The sequence below is a fragment of the Paucilactobacillus nenjiangensis genome (assembly GCF_008632615.1).
GTDB classification, from domain to species: Bacteria; Bacillota; Bacilli; order Lactobacillales; family Lactobacillaceae; genus Paucilactobacillus; species Paucilactobacillus nenjiangensis.
Genome location: NZ_CP043939.1, coordinates 2,047,369 through 2,064,998, shown reverse-complemented (window position 1 = coordinate 2,064,998; position 17,630 = coordinate 2,047,369). Strand labels below are relative to the sequence as shown.

Below are 17,630 nucleotides of genomic sequence, written 5' to 3'. Positions count from 1 at the left end.
CTGTTTATATGTATACTGAAAAAGCTGCAGCAAGCTATAATGACAGTCCAAGAACAATTAAATATCAAGAAGACTTGGCAGCCTATAATACCAAAGTTGATTCGGATGCACCTGGATATACGACCAATGATGTAGCTACAAAGAAGGAACTCGAATCAAACTATAATCGGTTAGCCTCCGACTATGCGGTCGTATCATCTTCAGCTACGAGTACAAATGAGATTATTGCAATTCAAAATACTAAGCATAATGATAGTTCTGTGAATGCCGCGTATGCCCGACAGTTAGCTGCATACAATAATTTACCCGATAAGGTCAAATCGGCTGGTGAATTGATTACTACCTACAATGAAAATACAGATCAACTTTCAGCAAATATTGTAACGAGTATTTCAGAAGATGCTAACAATCAAGCAATTGCAGCCATTCCAGATGATTTAAATACGTTGAAGACTGAAGTTGCAACAGTAATGGCAGCAAATACGGAAACGCCAGTCTATATTGACTCACAGAAAGATGAAAATGGAGTAGTTTACGCCGATTTATTTGGCGTGAAATACGTTGACCAAAATGGTGATGGAAAAACTTCAATGGACGAAGATATTTTGCCATCAATTGAAACACCGTCATCATTAGCTGAAGTTACAACGATGTTTTATTACTTAAAACGTATTGCAGATACCTCGATTGACTACACTGACCAGAATGGTTCTACGGTTAAAGCAATGTCAGCGACAGCGTATGATGCTTCACGCAGTTTGATGAACGGTGTCGCATTAGCTTTCCAAAATGCAGGTAAAGGATCCGAGAAAGAATTAATTTCAACGATTGAAACGAAGTTAAAAACCTCACTGGAAACTTCCTTGAAAGATATTTATAGCCAAGCAGGGATTACATGGGAACAAGACTACTTTAACTATACATTTGCAGAACAACTTAAATCTTTGGCAATAGATAATTATCAAGCACAGACTAATCAGTTTATTCAAACTGCTAAAAATTTGTTAACTACTTATCAGGCCGCGATGGCTGATTCCGTTTGGGCAAATAATTCAAATAATGCCTTGGTAGAAACATTAACTCAATTAATTACGGACACTAAAGCTAAAGTTGATGAGGGACTGAAACAATTTCAACTAGCTTCCGCTAGTGATGATTTTTTGAATTTGGTCTACAGTGGCAGTGCTGAATTGCCAAATTCGATTTCCGCCATTTGGGAAAGTATGAATGGCACAATTGACATGTTTGGTCAAAGCACATCCTATATGATGAATGCTGTGTTACCATCTCTTGATCCCAATCTAGTTAAACAAGATAACGGGACAGTCATTTTTTCAAATGATTTTGTTCAAGCACATCCATTAATTTTTGATGCGGCGACAGCGTTAGCGAATAGCATTACTCAACTAGCAAATCAATTCTTTAACGTCACAGAAGATCTACAAGCAACGATTCAACCAATGGTTAAAATCAGTGGTTATTTTGATGTTTCTGCACCAAGTGTGCCACAACAAGTGCCATCAGTTGAATTACCAACTGCGCCTCAACAGGTTGTTTTAAAAGATATTGCCACACAACCTCAGCCAAGACAAATCACGATTATTCCGGTCGATTTAAGTGGCAATCCATTGGAAAATATTTCTTCATACGAAATTACAGCCATTCCGGGTGTAGAAATTGAAACGCCTAATACGGTAAATCATTATGTACCTGTGAATGATAAATTCACCCCAACGACCGGCATCAATTACGTAGCCTATAAACCAATTAATAATACCGGGCATGAAGGTGATGGAATTCAAGTAAAAACACAGCTCGGTGAAGGTACATCAACAACAGCTGAAGATATTGTTATCGTACCAGTTGATATTAGTGGACAACCACTTTATGGTCACGGACCAATTACGATACAAGGAGTGCCAGGTTATCCGATTGCCACTCCGACGATTGAGAAATACACACCGCTCGTTGCAACTATTACACCAACATATGGCGTAAATGAAGTAACGTATGTACCAATCAATAATGCTGGTCATGAAGGTGATGGGATTCAAGTAAAAACACAGCTCGGTGAAGGAACTTCAACGACTGCTGAAGAAATTATTTTAGTACCAGTTGACATCAGTGGACAACCACTTTATGGTCATGGCCCAATTACGGTGCAAGGTGTGCCTGGTTACCCAGTTACTACCCCTGTCATTGATGGTTATACACCATTAGAAGCGACGATTACGCCAACATATGGTGAAAATAAAGTAACGTATATACCTGTGAATAATTCAAACGTCGGCGAAGGAATTCAAGTGAAAACGGGAGTGGCGGAACCAACCACACCGGAAGTACGAGTAATCACGATTATCCCGGTTGATTTGAGTGGTAATCCATTAGAATTTGCACCACAATTTACCATTGAGGCAATTCCTGGAGTGACCATCAACACACCTGTAGTTACAGGGTATACACCACAGAAAACAACCTTTACACCAACACCTGGAGTCAATAAAATCGTCTATATTCCGATTAATTATGCCGGTAACGAAGGCGATGGGATTCAAGTGAAAACGGCAGTTAGTGAGGGTGTTTATCATGAAGAAAAGACGGCTGATGCAAATGAAGTACCTGAAAAATCGCAATCAACGGTCATAGTTGAAGATGGGACGAGTGGTGAAACTACTTCTAATCAGGTAACTATTTCCACAAGTAAATAGCATCAACCAGAAGCTAGTGCTAATATCCAACGAGAAGTTTTACCACAAACTGATGAAACAATTCAAAATGAACTATCAGTCTTAGGTATGATGTTACTTGGATTTATGGGTATTTCAGTAGGAATTAGAAAAAAGAAACGTTAGCTTAAATTAATTATCATGCCGCATCAATATCAAGGGAGGGGTAACGATGAAACGATAAATGGTTAATGAAATGAATGGGCAAACACACTATAAGATGTATAAAGCCAATAAACACTGGATTTACGTGGGAATTACCTTAATGGTAATGACGGGAGCAGTTGCAATTACTAGTGGAAACGTGCGTGCAGATGTGAATGATCCAACTGCTGCAGCCCCGTTAGATGCGCCCGATGATTCGATTACGACTGCAGCAGTGAGCGCTTATCAATCAGATCGTGATGCTTATCAAAGTATGGCGTCAACTGCGAGTGCATCGGCCACCCAGGCAGCAGATGAATATAACAGTAGTAGTGCGACATCGGATTACGCGGCGGATTTAGCCAGTTACAATACCGCTTCAAATGCAGCAACTTATGATACAAAAGCTGAAGTATTGTCACAATACAATGATACGGCTTCAGAATATGCGGTACAGGTTTCGGCAGCTAATTCTGCTAATACAGTAATTGAGCAACAAAATAATTCTGCACAGGCATCATATGAATCAGTACAGACCAAATATGATGCTTTGCCAGCTAAAATAAAGACAGCAGGGGCCTTAATCACTGAATACAATAAAACAACGGATACAGTTTCAGCGGATATTGCGGCTAAAATTACTAAGGAATCAAATACTAATGCGGTTACGGCCAGCACGAGTAGTTTAAGTAATCTATTAAAATCAGTAAATAAAGCTAAGGGAGCTAACAGTGCCACTCCAATTACCGTGGCATCATCAACGGATGGTTCTGGAGCAGTGACTGCGACTTTATTTGGTGCAACATACACTGATCAAAATGGTGACGGTAAAATAACTTTTGAAGATGATATTATCCCTGAATTACAAACGCCGACGTCCTTGGCGGATGTGACAGTGATGTTTTATTATTTGAAACGAGTTGCTGATACTGCGCTTGATTCAACAGATGCCAATGGAACAGCGGTTAAAGCAGTTTCAGCAGGTGCGGCTGCCACTTCAATGGACTTAATGAATACTGCTTCTGGTGCATTTAAAACCTCTGGAAGTACTGCGGAAGCAGCATTAGTTAAAAGTATTCAAACTGAGTTAAAAACGGATTTGGAAAATAAATTAAAAGATATTTATAGTCAAGCCGGGATGACCTTTGATGAAGCAGCTTTTGATGCGACTTACGTGGAACAACTTAAACAAATTGCAATTGATAATTACAAAGAACAAACCGCGGCATTTTTACAGACCCTAAATGATTTATTGGTTAAATTTCAAGCCGCTACCACTGATACAGTATGGACGAGTAATAGTACCAATCCATTAGTCGGTGGACTTAAAACGGTAATTGCCAAAGCAACTCAGCAAGTTACAGACGGTCTAGCTGAAATTGAAGCTTTACCTGCGTCGGATGATTTTTTGGAAACGGTATACAGTGGTAATAATAAGATCACTAATTCGATTAATTCAATTTGGTCTACGATTAATAGTTCAATTGATAACTACGGTCGTAGTACTTCACCAATGATGAAAACGGTCCTTCCAGGATTAGATACAAATGGTGTCAAATCTGCAGCCGGAACATTCACATTTTCAAATGAATTCGTCGCGAGCCACCAAGTGATTTTTGATGCAGCCATTGGATTGGCAGATGCTATCACGAAATTAGCTGAAGAATTTTTTGGTGTGACCGATGATTTACAACAAACTATCCAACCGCTAGTTACAATTAGTGGTTCGTTTGATGTGTCCGCACCAACAGCTTACACCAACGTTGCAGCCGTGGCGCTACCAACTGCTCCTGCAAAACCAGTGATTCAGGGAGTTGATAAGGAACCAACTACGCCTCAAGCACGAACAATCACGATTATTCCGGTCGATTTAAGTGGAAATCCGTTGGAATATGCACCTTCATTTACCATCGATACAATACCAGGAGTAACGATTGATACGCCAACGGTAGCGGGGTACTCCCCACAAAATGCAAAACTCACGCCAACACCAGGCGAGAATAAAGTGGTTTACATTCCGGTTAATTATGCGGGCAATGAAGGCGATGGTATTCAGGTGAAAACGGCGGTTAGCGAGGGGGGTTACCACGAAGCTAAAACTGCAGATCCGATAATTGTTCCAGAAGAAAATAAAGTTGTTGAAACAGTCACTGATTTGGGAAATAACCAACCTAAACCTAATCAATCCATAGGTGAAACAACCAATAATTTAGGCAAATCTTTACCACAAACTGGCGAATCATCTCAAAGCGAGTTGGCAACAATTGGTTTAATGTTGCTTGGATTTATGGGCTTGGCCGCTGTTGGCAAGAAGAAACGATACTAATAATATGGGACCTTTTTGCTAGCGAATCATAAAATTATTGTTTTGCAGACCATTGACAGGTACCTTTAGATTCGCTAAAATGAATACAATTAAATAACTTTAATTTAGTCCAGTGAGGCTAAGAAGCAAACCGGCAGAAATGTTTAGGAACCTCTTAGTGAAAGCTGAGAGGTTTTTATTTTTACTCGGTACTTCAGAGTACTCAACCACATCAAAAAGGAGCGTGAGATTAGTGGCACACGAAGTTGTTGACGGTTCAAGCATGCAACGCGCATTGACTCGAATCACATATGAAATTATCGAACAGAACAAAGGTGTCGATGATCTTGTATTTGTAGGCATTAAAACTCGCGGTGTATACATTGCGAAACGTTTAGCAAAGCGTCTTAAACAACTTGAACAAATTGATATCCCTGTTGGAGAATTGGATATTACTTTGTATCGTGACGATCGTCATGTTGCTGATTATCACGAAGAACCAGAAGTTAAAGGTGTTGATATCAAAGTCGACATCAATGACAAACATGTTATCTTGGTTGATGATGTGCTCTTTACTGGTCGGACTGTTCGCGCAGCCCTTGATGCACTAATGGACGCTGGTCGTCCTAAGAAAATTTCATTGGCAGTTCTCGTTGATCGCGGTCATCGTGAATTACCAATTCGTCCTGATTTCGTTGGTAAGAATATTCCTACCGCACTAGATGAACAAGTTCATGTTGCTGTTGAGGAATTCGACAGTCATGAAGATATTACTATTGAGAAAATAAAATAATGTAACTGAACCTTTTAATTGTTTCCTGAGAGAGCAAAACGGTACAGTACAGTTTTTGTAGCACCTTGCTACGGAACTCTACTCACACAAGCGTTGAGCTAATCAGAAAATGATTAACTTGACGCTTTTTTTGAACAGAAAGGAAAATGACTTATGATGATGGCAGAAAGAATTCAACGCAATATGGTAACGGTAGATCACATGGAAGCCGACGATGCACTTGATTTGATTCATGAAGCACAAGCATATAAAGAGGGCAAAAAACCGGAACTCTTCCAAAAAGCCTATGCTGCTAATTTATTCTTTGAAGATTCTACCCGAACAAAAAGCAGTTTCCAAATGGCCGAAAATAAATTAGGTATGGAAATGATTAAATTCGATGCCTCAACTAGTTCGGTCAATAAAGGTGAAACACTTTATGACACGTTAAAAACATTAGAATCAATCGGTGTAAACGTTGCGGTCATCCGTCATCCAGAAACAGAATATTATCGCGATTTACTTAAACATGATGATTTAAAAATCAGTATTGTTAATGCTGGCGACGGTAGTGGTCAACATCCATCACAATGTTTATTGGATATGATGACGATTGCTGAAGATTTTAAGAGCTTTCATAATTTGAAAGCATTGATTGTTGGTGATATTAAACATTCAAGAGTTGCTCGTTCAAATGCACAAATGTTGCACAGCTTAGGCGCTCAAGTATACTTTGCTGGACCAAAAGAATGGTTCGACAAGGACTTTGAAAAGTATGGGACTTATGGCGACCTAGATACGCTTTTACCAGAAATGGATGTTGTTAACTTACTTCGGGTTCAAAATGAACGCTTGAATGCGACTGAGGGATTGAATTTTGACTGTGATGAATATCATCAACAGTTTGGTTTGACTAAAGAACGTGCTGCTAAAATGAAGAAAAAAGCTATTATCATTCATCCAGCCCCTGTTAACCGCGGTGTTGAAATTGACAGCTCTCTAGTTGAAGGTCCACAATCACGAATCTTTGAACAAATGAAAAATGGTGTTTTCGTCCGCATGGCAATCCTTAGCCGTGTTTTGAGATACCAAGAAGTAATGTAAAAGTAGTGTGCGAGACTAACCGGAGATACTGGAGTATAAGACGAGATAATCAATTACCGTAATTTAGTAATTGAATTATCTGGGCTTATACATGAGGTATCTGGTTAGGAGAGCATGATCAAAACAGTGTGCGAAGCACCACGGTCAGACAACGAGTATCTAACGATGATTGACAAAGATTCTGACAAGAATCAAGGAAATCAAAGTTAGGTGAGTTGTTTGTGGGGATGAGCACTATTAGGACAGTGTGCGACATCGAATGTTCAGCTCCCGAGGATTAACGAATTATCTGAGTTAATTGGGTTTAGATTAAAACAGATAATAAAGTTAAACGTAAGGAGCTATTCGATGAAGCACAATTACGTAGTCACAAGCCACCACAAAATTCACAAACAAAAAGGAGCAACCCCCATGTCATTACTGTTAAAAAATGGACGCGGATTAAATCATCACACATTGGTACCTTTGGAAGTCTTAATTACTGATGGCACAATCGTTAAAATGCAAGCGTCAATTGATTCAGATGAAGAGGAAGTTATCGATTTACAAGGTGCTTTCATTTCGCCAGGGCTAATTGATATGCACGTTCATTTACGTGAACCCGGCTATACAAATAAGGAAACAATTGTAACTGGGAGCCAGGCAGCAGCACATGGTGGGTATTCAACGATTGCCGCAATGGCAAATCTAAGTCCGACTTGTGATACCCCAGACAGGTTTCAAAAACAAGTTGAACGCAATCAACAAGGCGCTATAAAAATTGAACAGTATGCACCGGTGACTCAAGGACGGGCAGGACATGAAGTAGTCGATTTTAAGGCGTTGAATCAAGCAGGTGCACGTTTCTTCAGTGATGACGGCTCAGGTATTCAAGATGCAGCCGTGGTTTATGAAGGAATGCAAAAAATGGCCGAATTAGGCGTACCCATGTGTGACCACGCTCAAGATATGCAACTATCTTTTGGAGGGGTTATCAATGATGGAAATGCATCCCAACGATTGAACCTGCCAGGTTTACCAGATGTTAGTGAAACGGCACAAATTGCTCGTAATCTCGCGTTAGCCCAAGTAACGGGTGTACATTATCATGTGTGCCACGTTTCTACAAAGGAAAGTTGGTCCCCTGTCAATAAAATAGACAATTTAAATAGAGACTTTTTTGTCCTATGCCACGACTAAATTTTGAATTTGAGTTTGATACTCATCTTCAAGTTGCTTTGGTGATTTGAATCCACAGTGACTGTGAATTCTAACTGTGTTGTAAAACGTTTCAATGTACTGAAAAACTAGTCGTTTAGCTTCGGAGTATGAATGGATTTTAAACCGATTTATCCATTCACGCTTAATCAAGGCATGAAACGACTCAATGCAGGCATTATCCCAAGGATAAGCTTTCTTTGAATAGCTTAATGTCATGTTAGCCGTAGCTTGATTGTAAGCTTCAGACGTAAACTGACTACCACGATCACTGTGCATGATTAATGGCTTGCTAATATGGCGACTGTGCTTAGTCTTTTCAATAAGTGGGATGACATTCGATACCTCCAAGGTTTCAGATAAGTCCCAACCAATGATCCGTCTGGAGTACAAGTCCATAATACTGGTTAAATAAACGAATCCGTCATGAACTGGAATATAAGTGGTGTCAATGCACCAAACGGCGTTTGGTCGCAATGGATTGAACTGCTCGTCTAAAATATTTATTAGCTGTTTATCAAACTTAGAATTGCGAGTGGTAGTCGTCCAAGGGGTTAGGTAAACGGCGTGAATGCCAAGTTCACGCATATACTTACCAACAGTTCGTTCAGCGATCTTATATCCTTTTGAGCGAAGTTCTTGGGTGATTTTGCCGGCACCGTAAATACAAAGGCTTTTGAGCCAAATTGCTTTAATTTCACCTTGAATAAACTTCTTCCGAAGCTTTCGCGGTGATTGGTGATTATGACGCTTTTCTCGTTGATAGTAACCACTTCTTGAGATTCCAACATAATCACACATACCATTGATGGAAGGGTGGGATTCCAAAGCGTGCTGAACGTCCATTTCTTGGTATACCTTTTCGGTAGTTACTTGCTCAGAATCCCGATTGATTTTTTTAACACTTCGATCGCTCCTTCAGCGTCACGAAGTTGACGCTTTAGTCGTGCAATCTCCTTGTCCTTATCGCTGGCAAAATTACCAGAGCCACGGCCAAACTCCCCAGTCTCAGTAAACAGCTTAATCCATTTATGTAATGTACTAGCCCCAATACCTAGATTCTTACTTATTTCATTCATGGTCATGTGATCCTTGTTATCTAAGTAATACTGCACGGCCTGTTCCTTAAATTCCTTGTCATAACTGTGCTTCGTCATTATTTGATCCTCCAATTTACTTCCTTAATTATACTAAATCAGAGTCTCTATTTAACTTGTACACTTTTTATTCTAGGCCCAAGTGTCGATTTAGTACGGCACGCGAAGCAACAAGGGGTGAATGTGACTTGCGAAGTGACTCCCCATCACATTTTATTAGATGAAACCGATATTACCTTTGATAATTCACAAATGAAAATGAATCCACCATTGAGAGAGGTAGATGACCGCCAAGCCTGCATTAATGGCTTGATGGACGGCACTATCGATATCATCGCTACGGATCACGCGCCACATACTGACGAAGAAAAACAACACGGCTTCTTGAACTCACCAAATGGGATTGTCGGTTCTGAAACGGCCTTTGCCTTGCTTTACACCAAATTTGTAAAACCCAAAATTTGGACTTTGGAACAATTAGTTGAATGGATGAGTACGAACAATAAACTAATCTTTGATTTACCAAATGCTGGTGAGTTGAAAATTGGTTCAGTAGCAGACATTGCAGTGTTTGATTTAGAACATGAATTTGCCATTGATGATCAACAATTTTTGTCAAAGGGGCATAACTCACCATTTGTAGGTGACAAGGTCTATGGCAAAACGGTCTTAACACTGGTTGACGGGGAAGTCGCATATCGGAGGGCATAATGAAAAAAAGATATTTGGTCTTTGAAAATGGCGAAGTAATTGAAGGTGAGGCATTCGGTGCGGATGTGGCTCGCGCAGGTGAGTTGGTATTTAACACGGGGATGACCGGCTATCAAGAATCAATTACCGACCAATCCTACAATGGTGAAATTTTGATGTTTACCTATCCGCTGATTGGCAATTATGGCATTAACTTTGACGATGATGAATCAGTCGCGCCAACGACAGCCGGGGTGGTGGCCCATGAAGTGGCCCGTACTGCTAGTAACTGGCGCAATCAAATGAGTTTAGATGAATTTTTGAAACAGCATCATATTCCTGGTATCAAAGGGATTGACACCAGAGCCTTAACCAAGAAAATTAGAACACAGGGAGCTCCCAAAGCCGCTTTAGTAGATGAAGTCACTCAGGCACCAGCCTTGATTACATCACTCGAACAATCATCGAAACAGTTGGTTAAAGCTAGCAGCACACATAACGCTTATCCCAATCCCAATACCGGTAAACGAATTGTGGTGGTCGATTTCGGCCTGAAACATAGTATCTTACGCGAATTAGCTGAACGAAATTGTAATGTCACGGTGCTTCCGTCAGACGCCACAGCGCAACAAGTGTTGAACTGTAAACCAGATGGTGTGCTACTCAGTAACGGACCTGGTGATCCGAAAAATGTACCTGCTGCGTTGGACATGATTCGGACGATTCAACAAGAAGTACCGTTGTTTGGTATTTGCCTGGGACATCAATTATTTGCCTTAGCGAATGGTTGTGACACATTTAAAATGAAGTTTGGTCATCGTGGATTTAACCACCCAGTGAAAGAAATTGTTACTAACCGAATTGATTTTACTTCTCAAAATCATGGTTACGCGGTGGATGCACAATCAGTTGCCAAGACCGAATTATTTATTACCCATGAAGAAATTAACGATAATACCGTGGAAGGCTTACGCCATAAAAAATATCCAGCCTTCTCAGTGCAATTTCATCCAGATGCCGCACCTGGACCACACGATGCCAGCCATTTGTTCGATGATTTCTTGGAAATTATTGATAGTCAACAACGCCAAAAGGAGCTAGAACAAAATGTCTAAACGCGAAGATTTGAAAAAAATATTGGTCATCGGTTCTGGCCCTATCATTATCAGTCAGGCAGCTGAATTTGATTACTCCGGTTCGCAAGCTTGTCTTGCCTTAAAAGAAGAAGGTTATGAGGTAGTACTGATTAACTCAAATCCAGCCACTATCATGACGGATAAAGAAATTGCTGACCAAGTGTACATTGAACCATTAACCTTAGAATTTGTTTCACGCGTGATTCGGATCGAACAACCAGATGCCATCTTGCCAACGGTTGGTGGTCAAACAGGTCTTAACTTAGCCAAACAACTTGATGAACATGGTGTCTTGGACAAGTATGATGTTGAGTTATTAGGGACCAGTCTAACTTCCATCAAGCAAGCGGAAGACCGCGAACAATTTAAACAGTTGATGTTAGATTTGAACGAACCGGTACCACAATCTAAAACTGTCAACACACTGGATGAAGCCACAGAATTTGTCCAAACGATTGGTTTCCCAGCAATTATCCGGCCAGCCTATACTTTGGGTGGAACTGGTGGTGGGATTGCCAAAGATGAGGAAGAATTTGAAGAAATTACCGAAAATGGGCTTTCGCTTTCACCAATTAGCCAAGTTTTAATTGAACAAAGTATTGCTGGTTTCAAAGAAATTGAATTTGAAGTGATGCGTGATAGTGCTGATAATACCATGGTGGTTTGTTCGATGGAAAACTTTGATCCAGTGGGTATTCATACTGGCGATTCAATTGTTTATGCTCCGGTGCAAACTTTGTCAGACCGTGAATACCAAATGTTACGTGATGTCGCCTTAAAGCTGATTTCAGCATTAAAAATTGAAGGTGGCTGTAACGTACAATTGGCGTTAGATCCCAATAGTTTTGAATATTACATTATCGAAGTTAATCCACGTGTCAGTCGTTCATCAGCCTTGGCTTCTAAAGCCACGGGTTATCCCATTGCCAAATTAGCTGCTAAAATTGCGGTGGGCCTCACGTTAGACGAAATTCAAAATCCAGTCACCCAAACCACCTTTGCGATGTTTGAACCAATGCTCGATTACGTGGTCGCAAAGATTCCACGTTGGCCATTTGATAAGTTTAACCAAGCGGATCGAAGCTTGGGTACGCAAATGAAAGCCACCGGTGAAGTGATGGCAATCGGGCGCAACATCGAAGAAGCCACTCAAAAGGCTGTTCGCTCCCTCGAAATTGAAACACAAAATTTAACTTTGCCAGAAATGGCGACTAAATCCGATGATGAAATTGCCGATTTGTTAGTACAAGCACGTGATGACCGTCTCTTTGCGATTTACGAAGCAATAAAACGTCATTGGTCACTCGAAGAAATTAACGAACTTACCAAGATTGATATTTTCTTCTTGGATAAATTACTCCACATTTTTGAAATTGAAACGGCATTAAAACAAGCCCCCAATGATGCCGATTTACTAAAACTGGCGAAACAAAATGGCTTTTCAGACGAAATGTTAGGTGAATTTTGGCATGCGACTGAAGATGATATTCGGCAACAACGTGCCACAGCAGGGGTTCAACCAACTTACAAAATGGTTGATACTTGTGCCGGCGAATTTGAAGCTCACACGCCTTATTTCTACAGCACCTATGAATCTGAAAATGAAAGTCATGCTAACAGTGATAAAACCGTCTTGGTATTAGGATCGGGACCAATCAGAATTGGGCAAGGAATCGAATTTGATTATGCGACCGTTCACTGTGCCCAAACTTTAAAACAAGCTGGCTATCAAGCCATTATCATGAACAATAATCCTGAAACCGTCTCGACTGATTTTTCCATCTCAGATAAATTGTACTTTGAACCTTTGACGTTAGAAGATGTCCTCAATGTGGTCGATGTAGAAAAGCCACTTGGCGTGATTGTTCAGTTCGGTGGTCAAACGGCCATCAATTTAGCGGCCCCGCTCGAACAACATGGAGTTAAGATACTTGGGACTACAGTCACCGATGTGAATCGGGCAGAAGACCGAGATGAATTTAATCGAATTATTCAACAACTTCAAATTCCACAACCGGTTGGTCAAACCGCATTTACAAATGATGAAGCCAAACATAATGCCAATGAAATTGGTTATCCTGTTTTGGTTCGCCCGAGTTATGTCTTAGGTGGCCGGGCGATGCAAATCGTTCATAATGATGAACAGCTGCATACCTATATGACCACCGCTGTAGAAGTTTCACCGAACCATCCGGTTCTGATTGATAGCTATTTACCCGGTAAGGAATGTGAGGTTGACGCCATCTGTGATGGTGAGACCGTACTGATTCCAGGTATTATGGAACATATTGAAGGTGCTGGGGTCCATTCAGGTGATTCAATGGCAGTTTATCCAACACAAGCCTTCTCACAGTCAGTGATTGATCAAATTGAAAAATACACAATTGATTTGGCAATTGAATTAAAATGTATCGGTTTAATGAATGTACAATTCGTCGTTCACAATGAAAAGGTCTACGTTATCGAAGTAAATCCGCGCGCAAGTCGGACAGTACCGTTCTTAAGCAAGGTGACAAAAATTCCGATGACGCCACTCGCATCACAAGTCATTATGGGACAAAAGCTCGCTGATTTAGGCTATCAGACGGGAATTGCTGCATATTCGGGTCAAGTTCATGTGAAGGCACCGGTCTTCTCATTTAGTAAATTAAACGATGTTGATAGCTTATTAAGTCCAGAAATGAAATCGACTGGTGAAGTAATGGGTAGTGACGAAACTTTTGCCAAAGCTCTGGCCAAAGCGTTCTTAGGCAGTGGATTTGATGTGCCTAATGAAGGTCAAGTACTGATGACAATTGATGATCAGCAAAAGGACCATGCCACTAAAATTGCGGCGCGCTTAATTGAGCTTGGATTTAGAATTTCTGCCACCGATGGGACAGCAGACTACTTTGAACAGCATGGTATCAAGGTTTCACAACGAGTTGGCAAATTTGGCAGTGATGGTAAAAATGAATTATCTGAAGTGCTCGCAAGCAAAAAGATTGCCATGGTGATTAATACCGTGGATGATGGCAACAGCCATAAAGAAGATGGCGCCAAAATGCGAGCCTTAGCTATTAGTCATGAAATTTTGCTTTTAACGTCATTAGATACCCTCAATGCTTTAACCGGCATGTTAGAAGAACAAAGTTACGCATTGGAAGCATTGTAAAAAATAGGAGGAACCAGCATGACAACAAATCGATTGAACGTGCAATTACCAGGGTTAAATTTGAAGAATCCGGTGATTCCTGCCAGTGGTACTTTCTGGTATGGACAAGAATATTCAAAAAAATATGATTTGAACTTGTTGGGCTCGCTGGTGATTAAATCGACAACACCAGAAGCACGCGAAGGAAATCCTAAACCGCGAACAACCAACACCACGGCCGGTTGGATGAATGCCAATGGTCTTGAAAATGTCGGAGTTGATCGCGTGGTCTCGGAAAAGCTGCCTTGGTTAAATCAACAATTTCCAGAATTACCGGTAATTGCTAGTGCGGCAGGGTTTAGCGTGGAGGATTATGTTGAAGTGGTGCGTAAACTCAGTGCGTCCAAGCTGGTGAATGCGATTGAAATCAACGTTTCGTGTCCGAATGTTAAACATGGCGGGTTAGCGATGGGAACTGATCCAGAAACAGTAGAAGAAATCACCCGCGCATGTGCCGCCGTTAGCAGTGTTCCTCTTTATGTAAAATTAACACCAAATATTACGGATATTGTGCCGATTGCTTTAGCCGCAGAACGCGGTGGAGCCGCTGGTCTGACCATGATTAACACTTTGACGGGGATGAGCATTGATTTAAATACCCGCAAACCAGTTTTAGCAAACCAAACCGGTGGCTTATCTGGTCCAGCCTTGAAACCAATGGCATTGCGGATGATTCATCAAGTTCGAGCAGTCTCTCAAATTCCAATTATTGGAGTTGGCGGCATCGAAACAGCAGAAGATGTTCTTGAATTCATGATGGCTGGAGCCAACGCAGTTGAAGTCGGTTCGGCGAACTTCCACGATCCTTTGGCATGTCCCAAAATTATTGATCAATTACCAACCGTCATGGATTCATATCATGTCGACAAATTAACGGATTTAGCGGAGGTCAAATTTTGAAAAGATTTCAACCGATTGTCGCTTTAGATGTGCCCACCAAAAGATTGTCGCTTAAATTACTTGATCAATTTGAGGTGGAACCCAAACCGATTATTAAAATTGGCATGCAGTTATTCTATGAAGAAGGACCAGACATTATTTGGGAAACGCAACGCAGAGGTTTTGATATTTTTTTGGATTTGAAACTTCACGATATTCCGAACACGGTTGAAAAAGGGATGCAATCAATTGGTCATTTCGGTGTGCAATTTACGACCATTCATGCTGCAGGTGGATCAGAAATGATGGCAGCTGGGCTACGCGGCTTGCAAGCTGGGGCAGCCGAGGCAGAGGTTGAAGCACCTAAATTATTGGCCATTACGCAATTAACCTCGACGGATGAACATAGCATGCAGACCGAACAACATGTGAATTTATCGATTCAAGAGTCTGTCCAAAGCTACGCTAAATTGGCGCAACAAGCAGGCGTGGACGGGGTGGTTTGCTCAGCACAAGAATTAGCGGTCATTCGCCCGGTCGTTAGCGATGATTTCCTTTGCATTACTCCTGGAATTCGACCAGATTTAAATGTTGAAGATGACCAAAAGCGAACTGTTACACCGGCGCAAGCGCGACAATTAGGCAGCAATGGTATTGTGGTGGGTCGCCCTATCACACAAAGTGATCATCCACAGGATGCCTACCTTGAAATTACAAAAGAATTTTTGGAGGATTAGTATGTCGGACTCAATTGCACAACAAGTTGCACATGATTTACTAGAAATTGGTGCTGTTTCATTAAAACCCACCGAACCATTTACCTGGGCCAGTGGAATTAAAAGCCCAATTTACACGGATAATCGAATGACAATCTCATATCCAACGGTTCGTAGAAATATTTATACCGGCATTAGTGCAATTATTCGGGAACATTTTCCAGACGTCGAAGTGATTGCTGGAACGGCCACGGCCGGAATTCCACATGCTGCATGGGTGGCACAAATGCTTGATGTACCAATGATTTATGTTCGTTCAAAACCAAAGGACCATGGACAAGGTCGTCAAATTGAGGGTGTCTTGAAGCCTGGGCAAAAAGTTGTCCTAATCGATGATTTAATTTCAACTGGTGGCAGTGTTTTGAAAGCTGTTGACGCGGTGAAAAACGAAGGCGCCGAGGTACTAGGTGTCGCGGCTGTCTTTACTTACCAATTGAATGCGGCGGATGAAAACTTTAGTGCACGGGGATTAGATTACTTCGCGGTAACTGATTACAGTACTTTAATCGACACGGCCAAAGCTGAAGATTTAATTACTGAATCCGACATTGAATCGTTAAAAAAATGGCGAGAAAATCCAAATCAATGGAACATCTAAAAAAAGTTGTGAGCAAAATTTTTGCTCACAACTTTTTTGTTAAATACTACCACCGTGCACTTCGGTTGCTTCGGTCGCAATGATAAAGGCGCCTGGATCATGTTTATGAACCTTATTGACTAGATGACGGAAGTCGCGTTGCTCTACCACGACCATCAACATTTCACGCGTTTCATTACTGTAACCACCAATGACTTGCTGGACAGTTAGGCCAAAGTCATTGTTAGCTAAGATGGCTTGCTTGATTTCAGGTAATTGTTGATTACTCATAATATAGACAGCCTTTTTGCGGTCAAAGCCGGTTTCGATAAAGTTCATGGCAAGACTGGTAATCCCAACAGAAAAAATGGCTAATGCAAAGGCATCAAAGCCAGTGACCGGGATATTGAAAAGACAGACCACGAAATCTACGATTAATAGTCCGATTGAAGGTCTTAATTTAAAATATTTGGCAAAAACCATTGGTGGGACGGTGGTACCGCCACTAGATGCATCAATCCGGTAATTTAAAGCAAAACCGGTTGCAATCACTATGCTCCCAATGATAATCGCTAATAAACGATCTTGAATTAACATCATTTGAGGGGTAATGGACAGTAAGACTGGTAAAGCTAAACTACCGAATAAAATTCGGCGAGTGGTGCCACCGCTTAAAAAGGAAAATGCGAGCCCAAGCATGGCGATATTGATTACTAGGGTTGTAATCCAAAGTGGAACGTTAAAGGCCTCTTGGACCAAAATAGCCATCCCAGTTGCGCCACCAGCCGCCACCTCGTGTGGAGCAAAAAACATATTAATGGCAATTGCGATAATTTCTAAGGCAACGATCATTAGGAATCCGCGAAAAATTGGTTTGTGGATTGGTAATCTCATTGTCATCCTCCATAATTTTATTGTTATAATAATTATACTTTAAATGCTGATATTTTTCCTTTCAAATACATAAAAAAAGTTGATATTAATAAATTATTAAGAAATGAGAGTCAATTTATACAACAAAATATACATAAAAA

The 17,630-nt window shown here is 40.9% G+C and carries 15 protein-coding genes; 12 read left to right on the top strand and 3 right to left on the bottom strand.

Going from position 1 to position 17,630, the window contains the following annotated elements; translation table 11 throughout:
- Nucleotides 1–8: 8 nt before the first annotated feature.
- The 6 genes from F0161_RS10485 (at nt 9) to F0161_RS10460 (ending at nt 8,230) form a co-directional block, all read left to right on the top strand.
- A complete protein-coding gene (locus F0161_RS10485; protein ID WP_150204538.1) occupies nt 9–2,708 on the top strand; it encodes a hypothetical protein in 2,700 nt (899 codons plus the stop codon).
- Nucleotides 2,709–2,732: 24 nt separating this feature from the next.
- A complete protein-coding gene (locus tag F0161_RS11870; protein WP_150204691.1) occupies nt 2,733–2,852 on the top strand; it encodes an LPXTG cell wall anchor domain-containing protein in 120 nt (39 codons plus the stop codon).
- Nucleotides 2,853–2,922: 70 nt separating this feature from the next.
- Nucleotides 2,923–5,196 carry a KxYKxGKxW signal peptide domain-containing protein gene (locus F0161_RS10475; protein ID WP_190318868.1) on the top strand — a complete coding sequence of 758 codons (2,274 nt, stop codon included), beginning with the start codon at nt 2,923–2,925 and terminating at the stop codon, nt 5,194–5,196.
- A 232-nt stretch (nt 5,197–5,428) separates the two neighbouring features.
- The gene (gene pyrR, locus F0161_RS10470; RefSeq protein WP_137602146.1) at nt 5,429–5,968 is read left to right on the top strand and encodes a bifunctional pyr operon transcriptional regulator/uracil phosphoribosyltransferase PyrR; all 540 of its coding nucleotides are present in this window, start codon (nt 5,429–5,431) and stop codon (nt 5,966–5,968) included.
- A 153-nt stretch (nt 5,969–6,121) separates the two neighbouring features.
- On the top strand, nt 6,122–7,051 hold the full coding sequence (locus F0161_RS10465; RefSeq protein WP_137602147.1) for an aspartate carbamoyltransferase catalytic subunit: 930 nt from the start codon (nt 6,122–6,124) through the stop codon (nt 7,049–7,051).
- A gap of 411 nt (nt 7,052–7,462) precedes the next feature.
- A complete protein-coding gene (locus F0161_RS10460) occupies nt 7,463–8,230 on the top strand; it encodes an amidohydrolase family protein (protein WP_150204536.1) in 768 nt (255 codons plus the stop codon).
- On the opposite strand, the gene F0161_RS10455 is transcribed toward F0161_RS10460, so the two are convergent.
- Both F0161_RS10455 and F0161_RS10450 read right to left on the bottom strand, forming a co-directional pair.
- Nucleotides 8,216–9,094: an IS3 family transposase gene (locus F0161_RS10455; protein ID WP_057889459.1), complete on the bottom strand. Its 879-nt coding sequence runs from the start codon at nt 9,092–9,094 to the stop codon at nt 8,216–8,218. The two genes, F0161_RS10460 and F0161_RS10455, sit on opposite strands and share 15 nt — an antisense overlap.
- A 23-nt stretch (nt 9,095–9,117) precedes the next feature.
- Nucleotides 9,118–9,405 carry a transposase gene (locus F0161_RS10450; RefSeq protein ID WP_003688751.1) on the bottom strand — a complete coding sequence of 96 codons (288 nt, stop codon included), beginning with the start codon at nt 9,403–9,405 and terminating at the stop codon, nt 9,118–9,120.
- Here F0161_RS10450 and F0161_RS10445 point away from each other — a divergent pair.
- From F0161_RS10445 to pyrE, 6 genes are read left to right on the top strand one after another with little or no spacing between them, the layout of a single operon-like run.
- Complete coding sequence (locus tag F0161_RS10445) at nt 9,394–10,056, top strand: dihydroorotase (protein ID WP_225423124.1); 663 nt, start codon at nt 9,394–9,396, stop codon at nt 10,054–10,056. The genes F0161_RS10450 and F0161_RS10445 overlap by 12 nt on opposite strands.
- A complete protein-coding gene (locus F0161_RS10440) occupies nt 10,056–11,150 on the top strand; it encodes a carbamoyl phosphate synthase small subunit (RefSeq protein ID WP_137602149.1) in 1,095 nt (364 codons plus the stop codon). Before F0161_RS10445 ends, F0161_RS10440 begins: the two co-directional genes overlap by 1 nt.
- Nucleotides 11,143–14,325: a carbamoyl-phosphate synthase large subunit gene (carB, locus tag F0161_RS10435; RefSeq protein WP_150204534.1), complete on the top strand. Its 3,183-nt coding sequence runs from the start codon at nt 11,143–11,145 to the stop codon at nt 14,323–14,325. The genes F0161_RS10440 and carB overlap by 8 nt, the downstream gene beginning before the upstream one ends.
- Nucleotides 14,326–14,343: 18 nt before the next feature.
- Nucleotides 14,344–15,264 (top strand): dihydroorotate dehydrogenase, encoded by a 921-nt coding sequence (locus F0161_RS10430; protein ID WP_137602151.1) that lies wholly within the window; start codon nt 14,344–14,346, stop codon nt 15,262–15,264.
- Nucleotides 15,261–15,980: an orotidine-5'-phosphate decarboxylase gene (gene pyrF, locus F0161_RS10425; protein WP_150204533.1), complete on the top strand. Its 720-nt coding sequence runs from the start codon at nt 15,261–15,263 to the stop codon at nt 15,978–15,980. Before F0161_RS10430 ends, pyrF begins: the two co-directional genes overlap by 4 nt.
- A 1-nt stretch (nt 15,981) precedes the next feature.
- Nucleotides 15,982–16,617, top strand: coding sequence for an orotate phosphoribosyltransferase (gene pyrE / locus F0161_RS10420; RefSeq protein ID WP_150204532.1), 636 nt, complete (start codon nt 15,982–15,984; stop codon nt 16,615–16,617).
- A gap of 39 nt (nt 16,618–16,656) precedes the next feature.
- Here the strand turns inward: pyrE and F0161_RS10415 are convergent, their stop codons facing one another.
- On the bottom strand, nt 16,657–17,490 hold the full coding sequence (locus F0161_RS10415) for a YitT family protein (protein ID WP_150204531.1): 834 nt from the start codon (nt 17,488–17,490) through the stop codon (nt 16,657–16,659).
- Between the last annotated feature and the right edge of the window lie 140 nt (nt 17,491–17,630).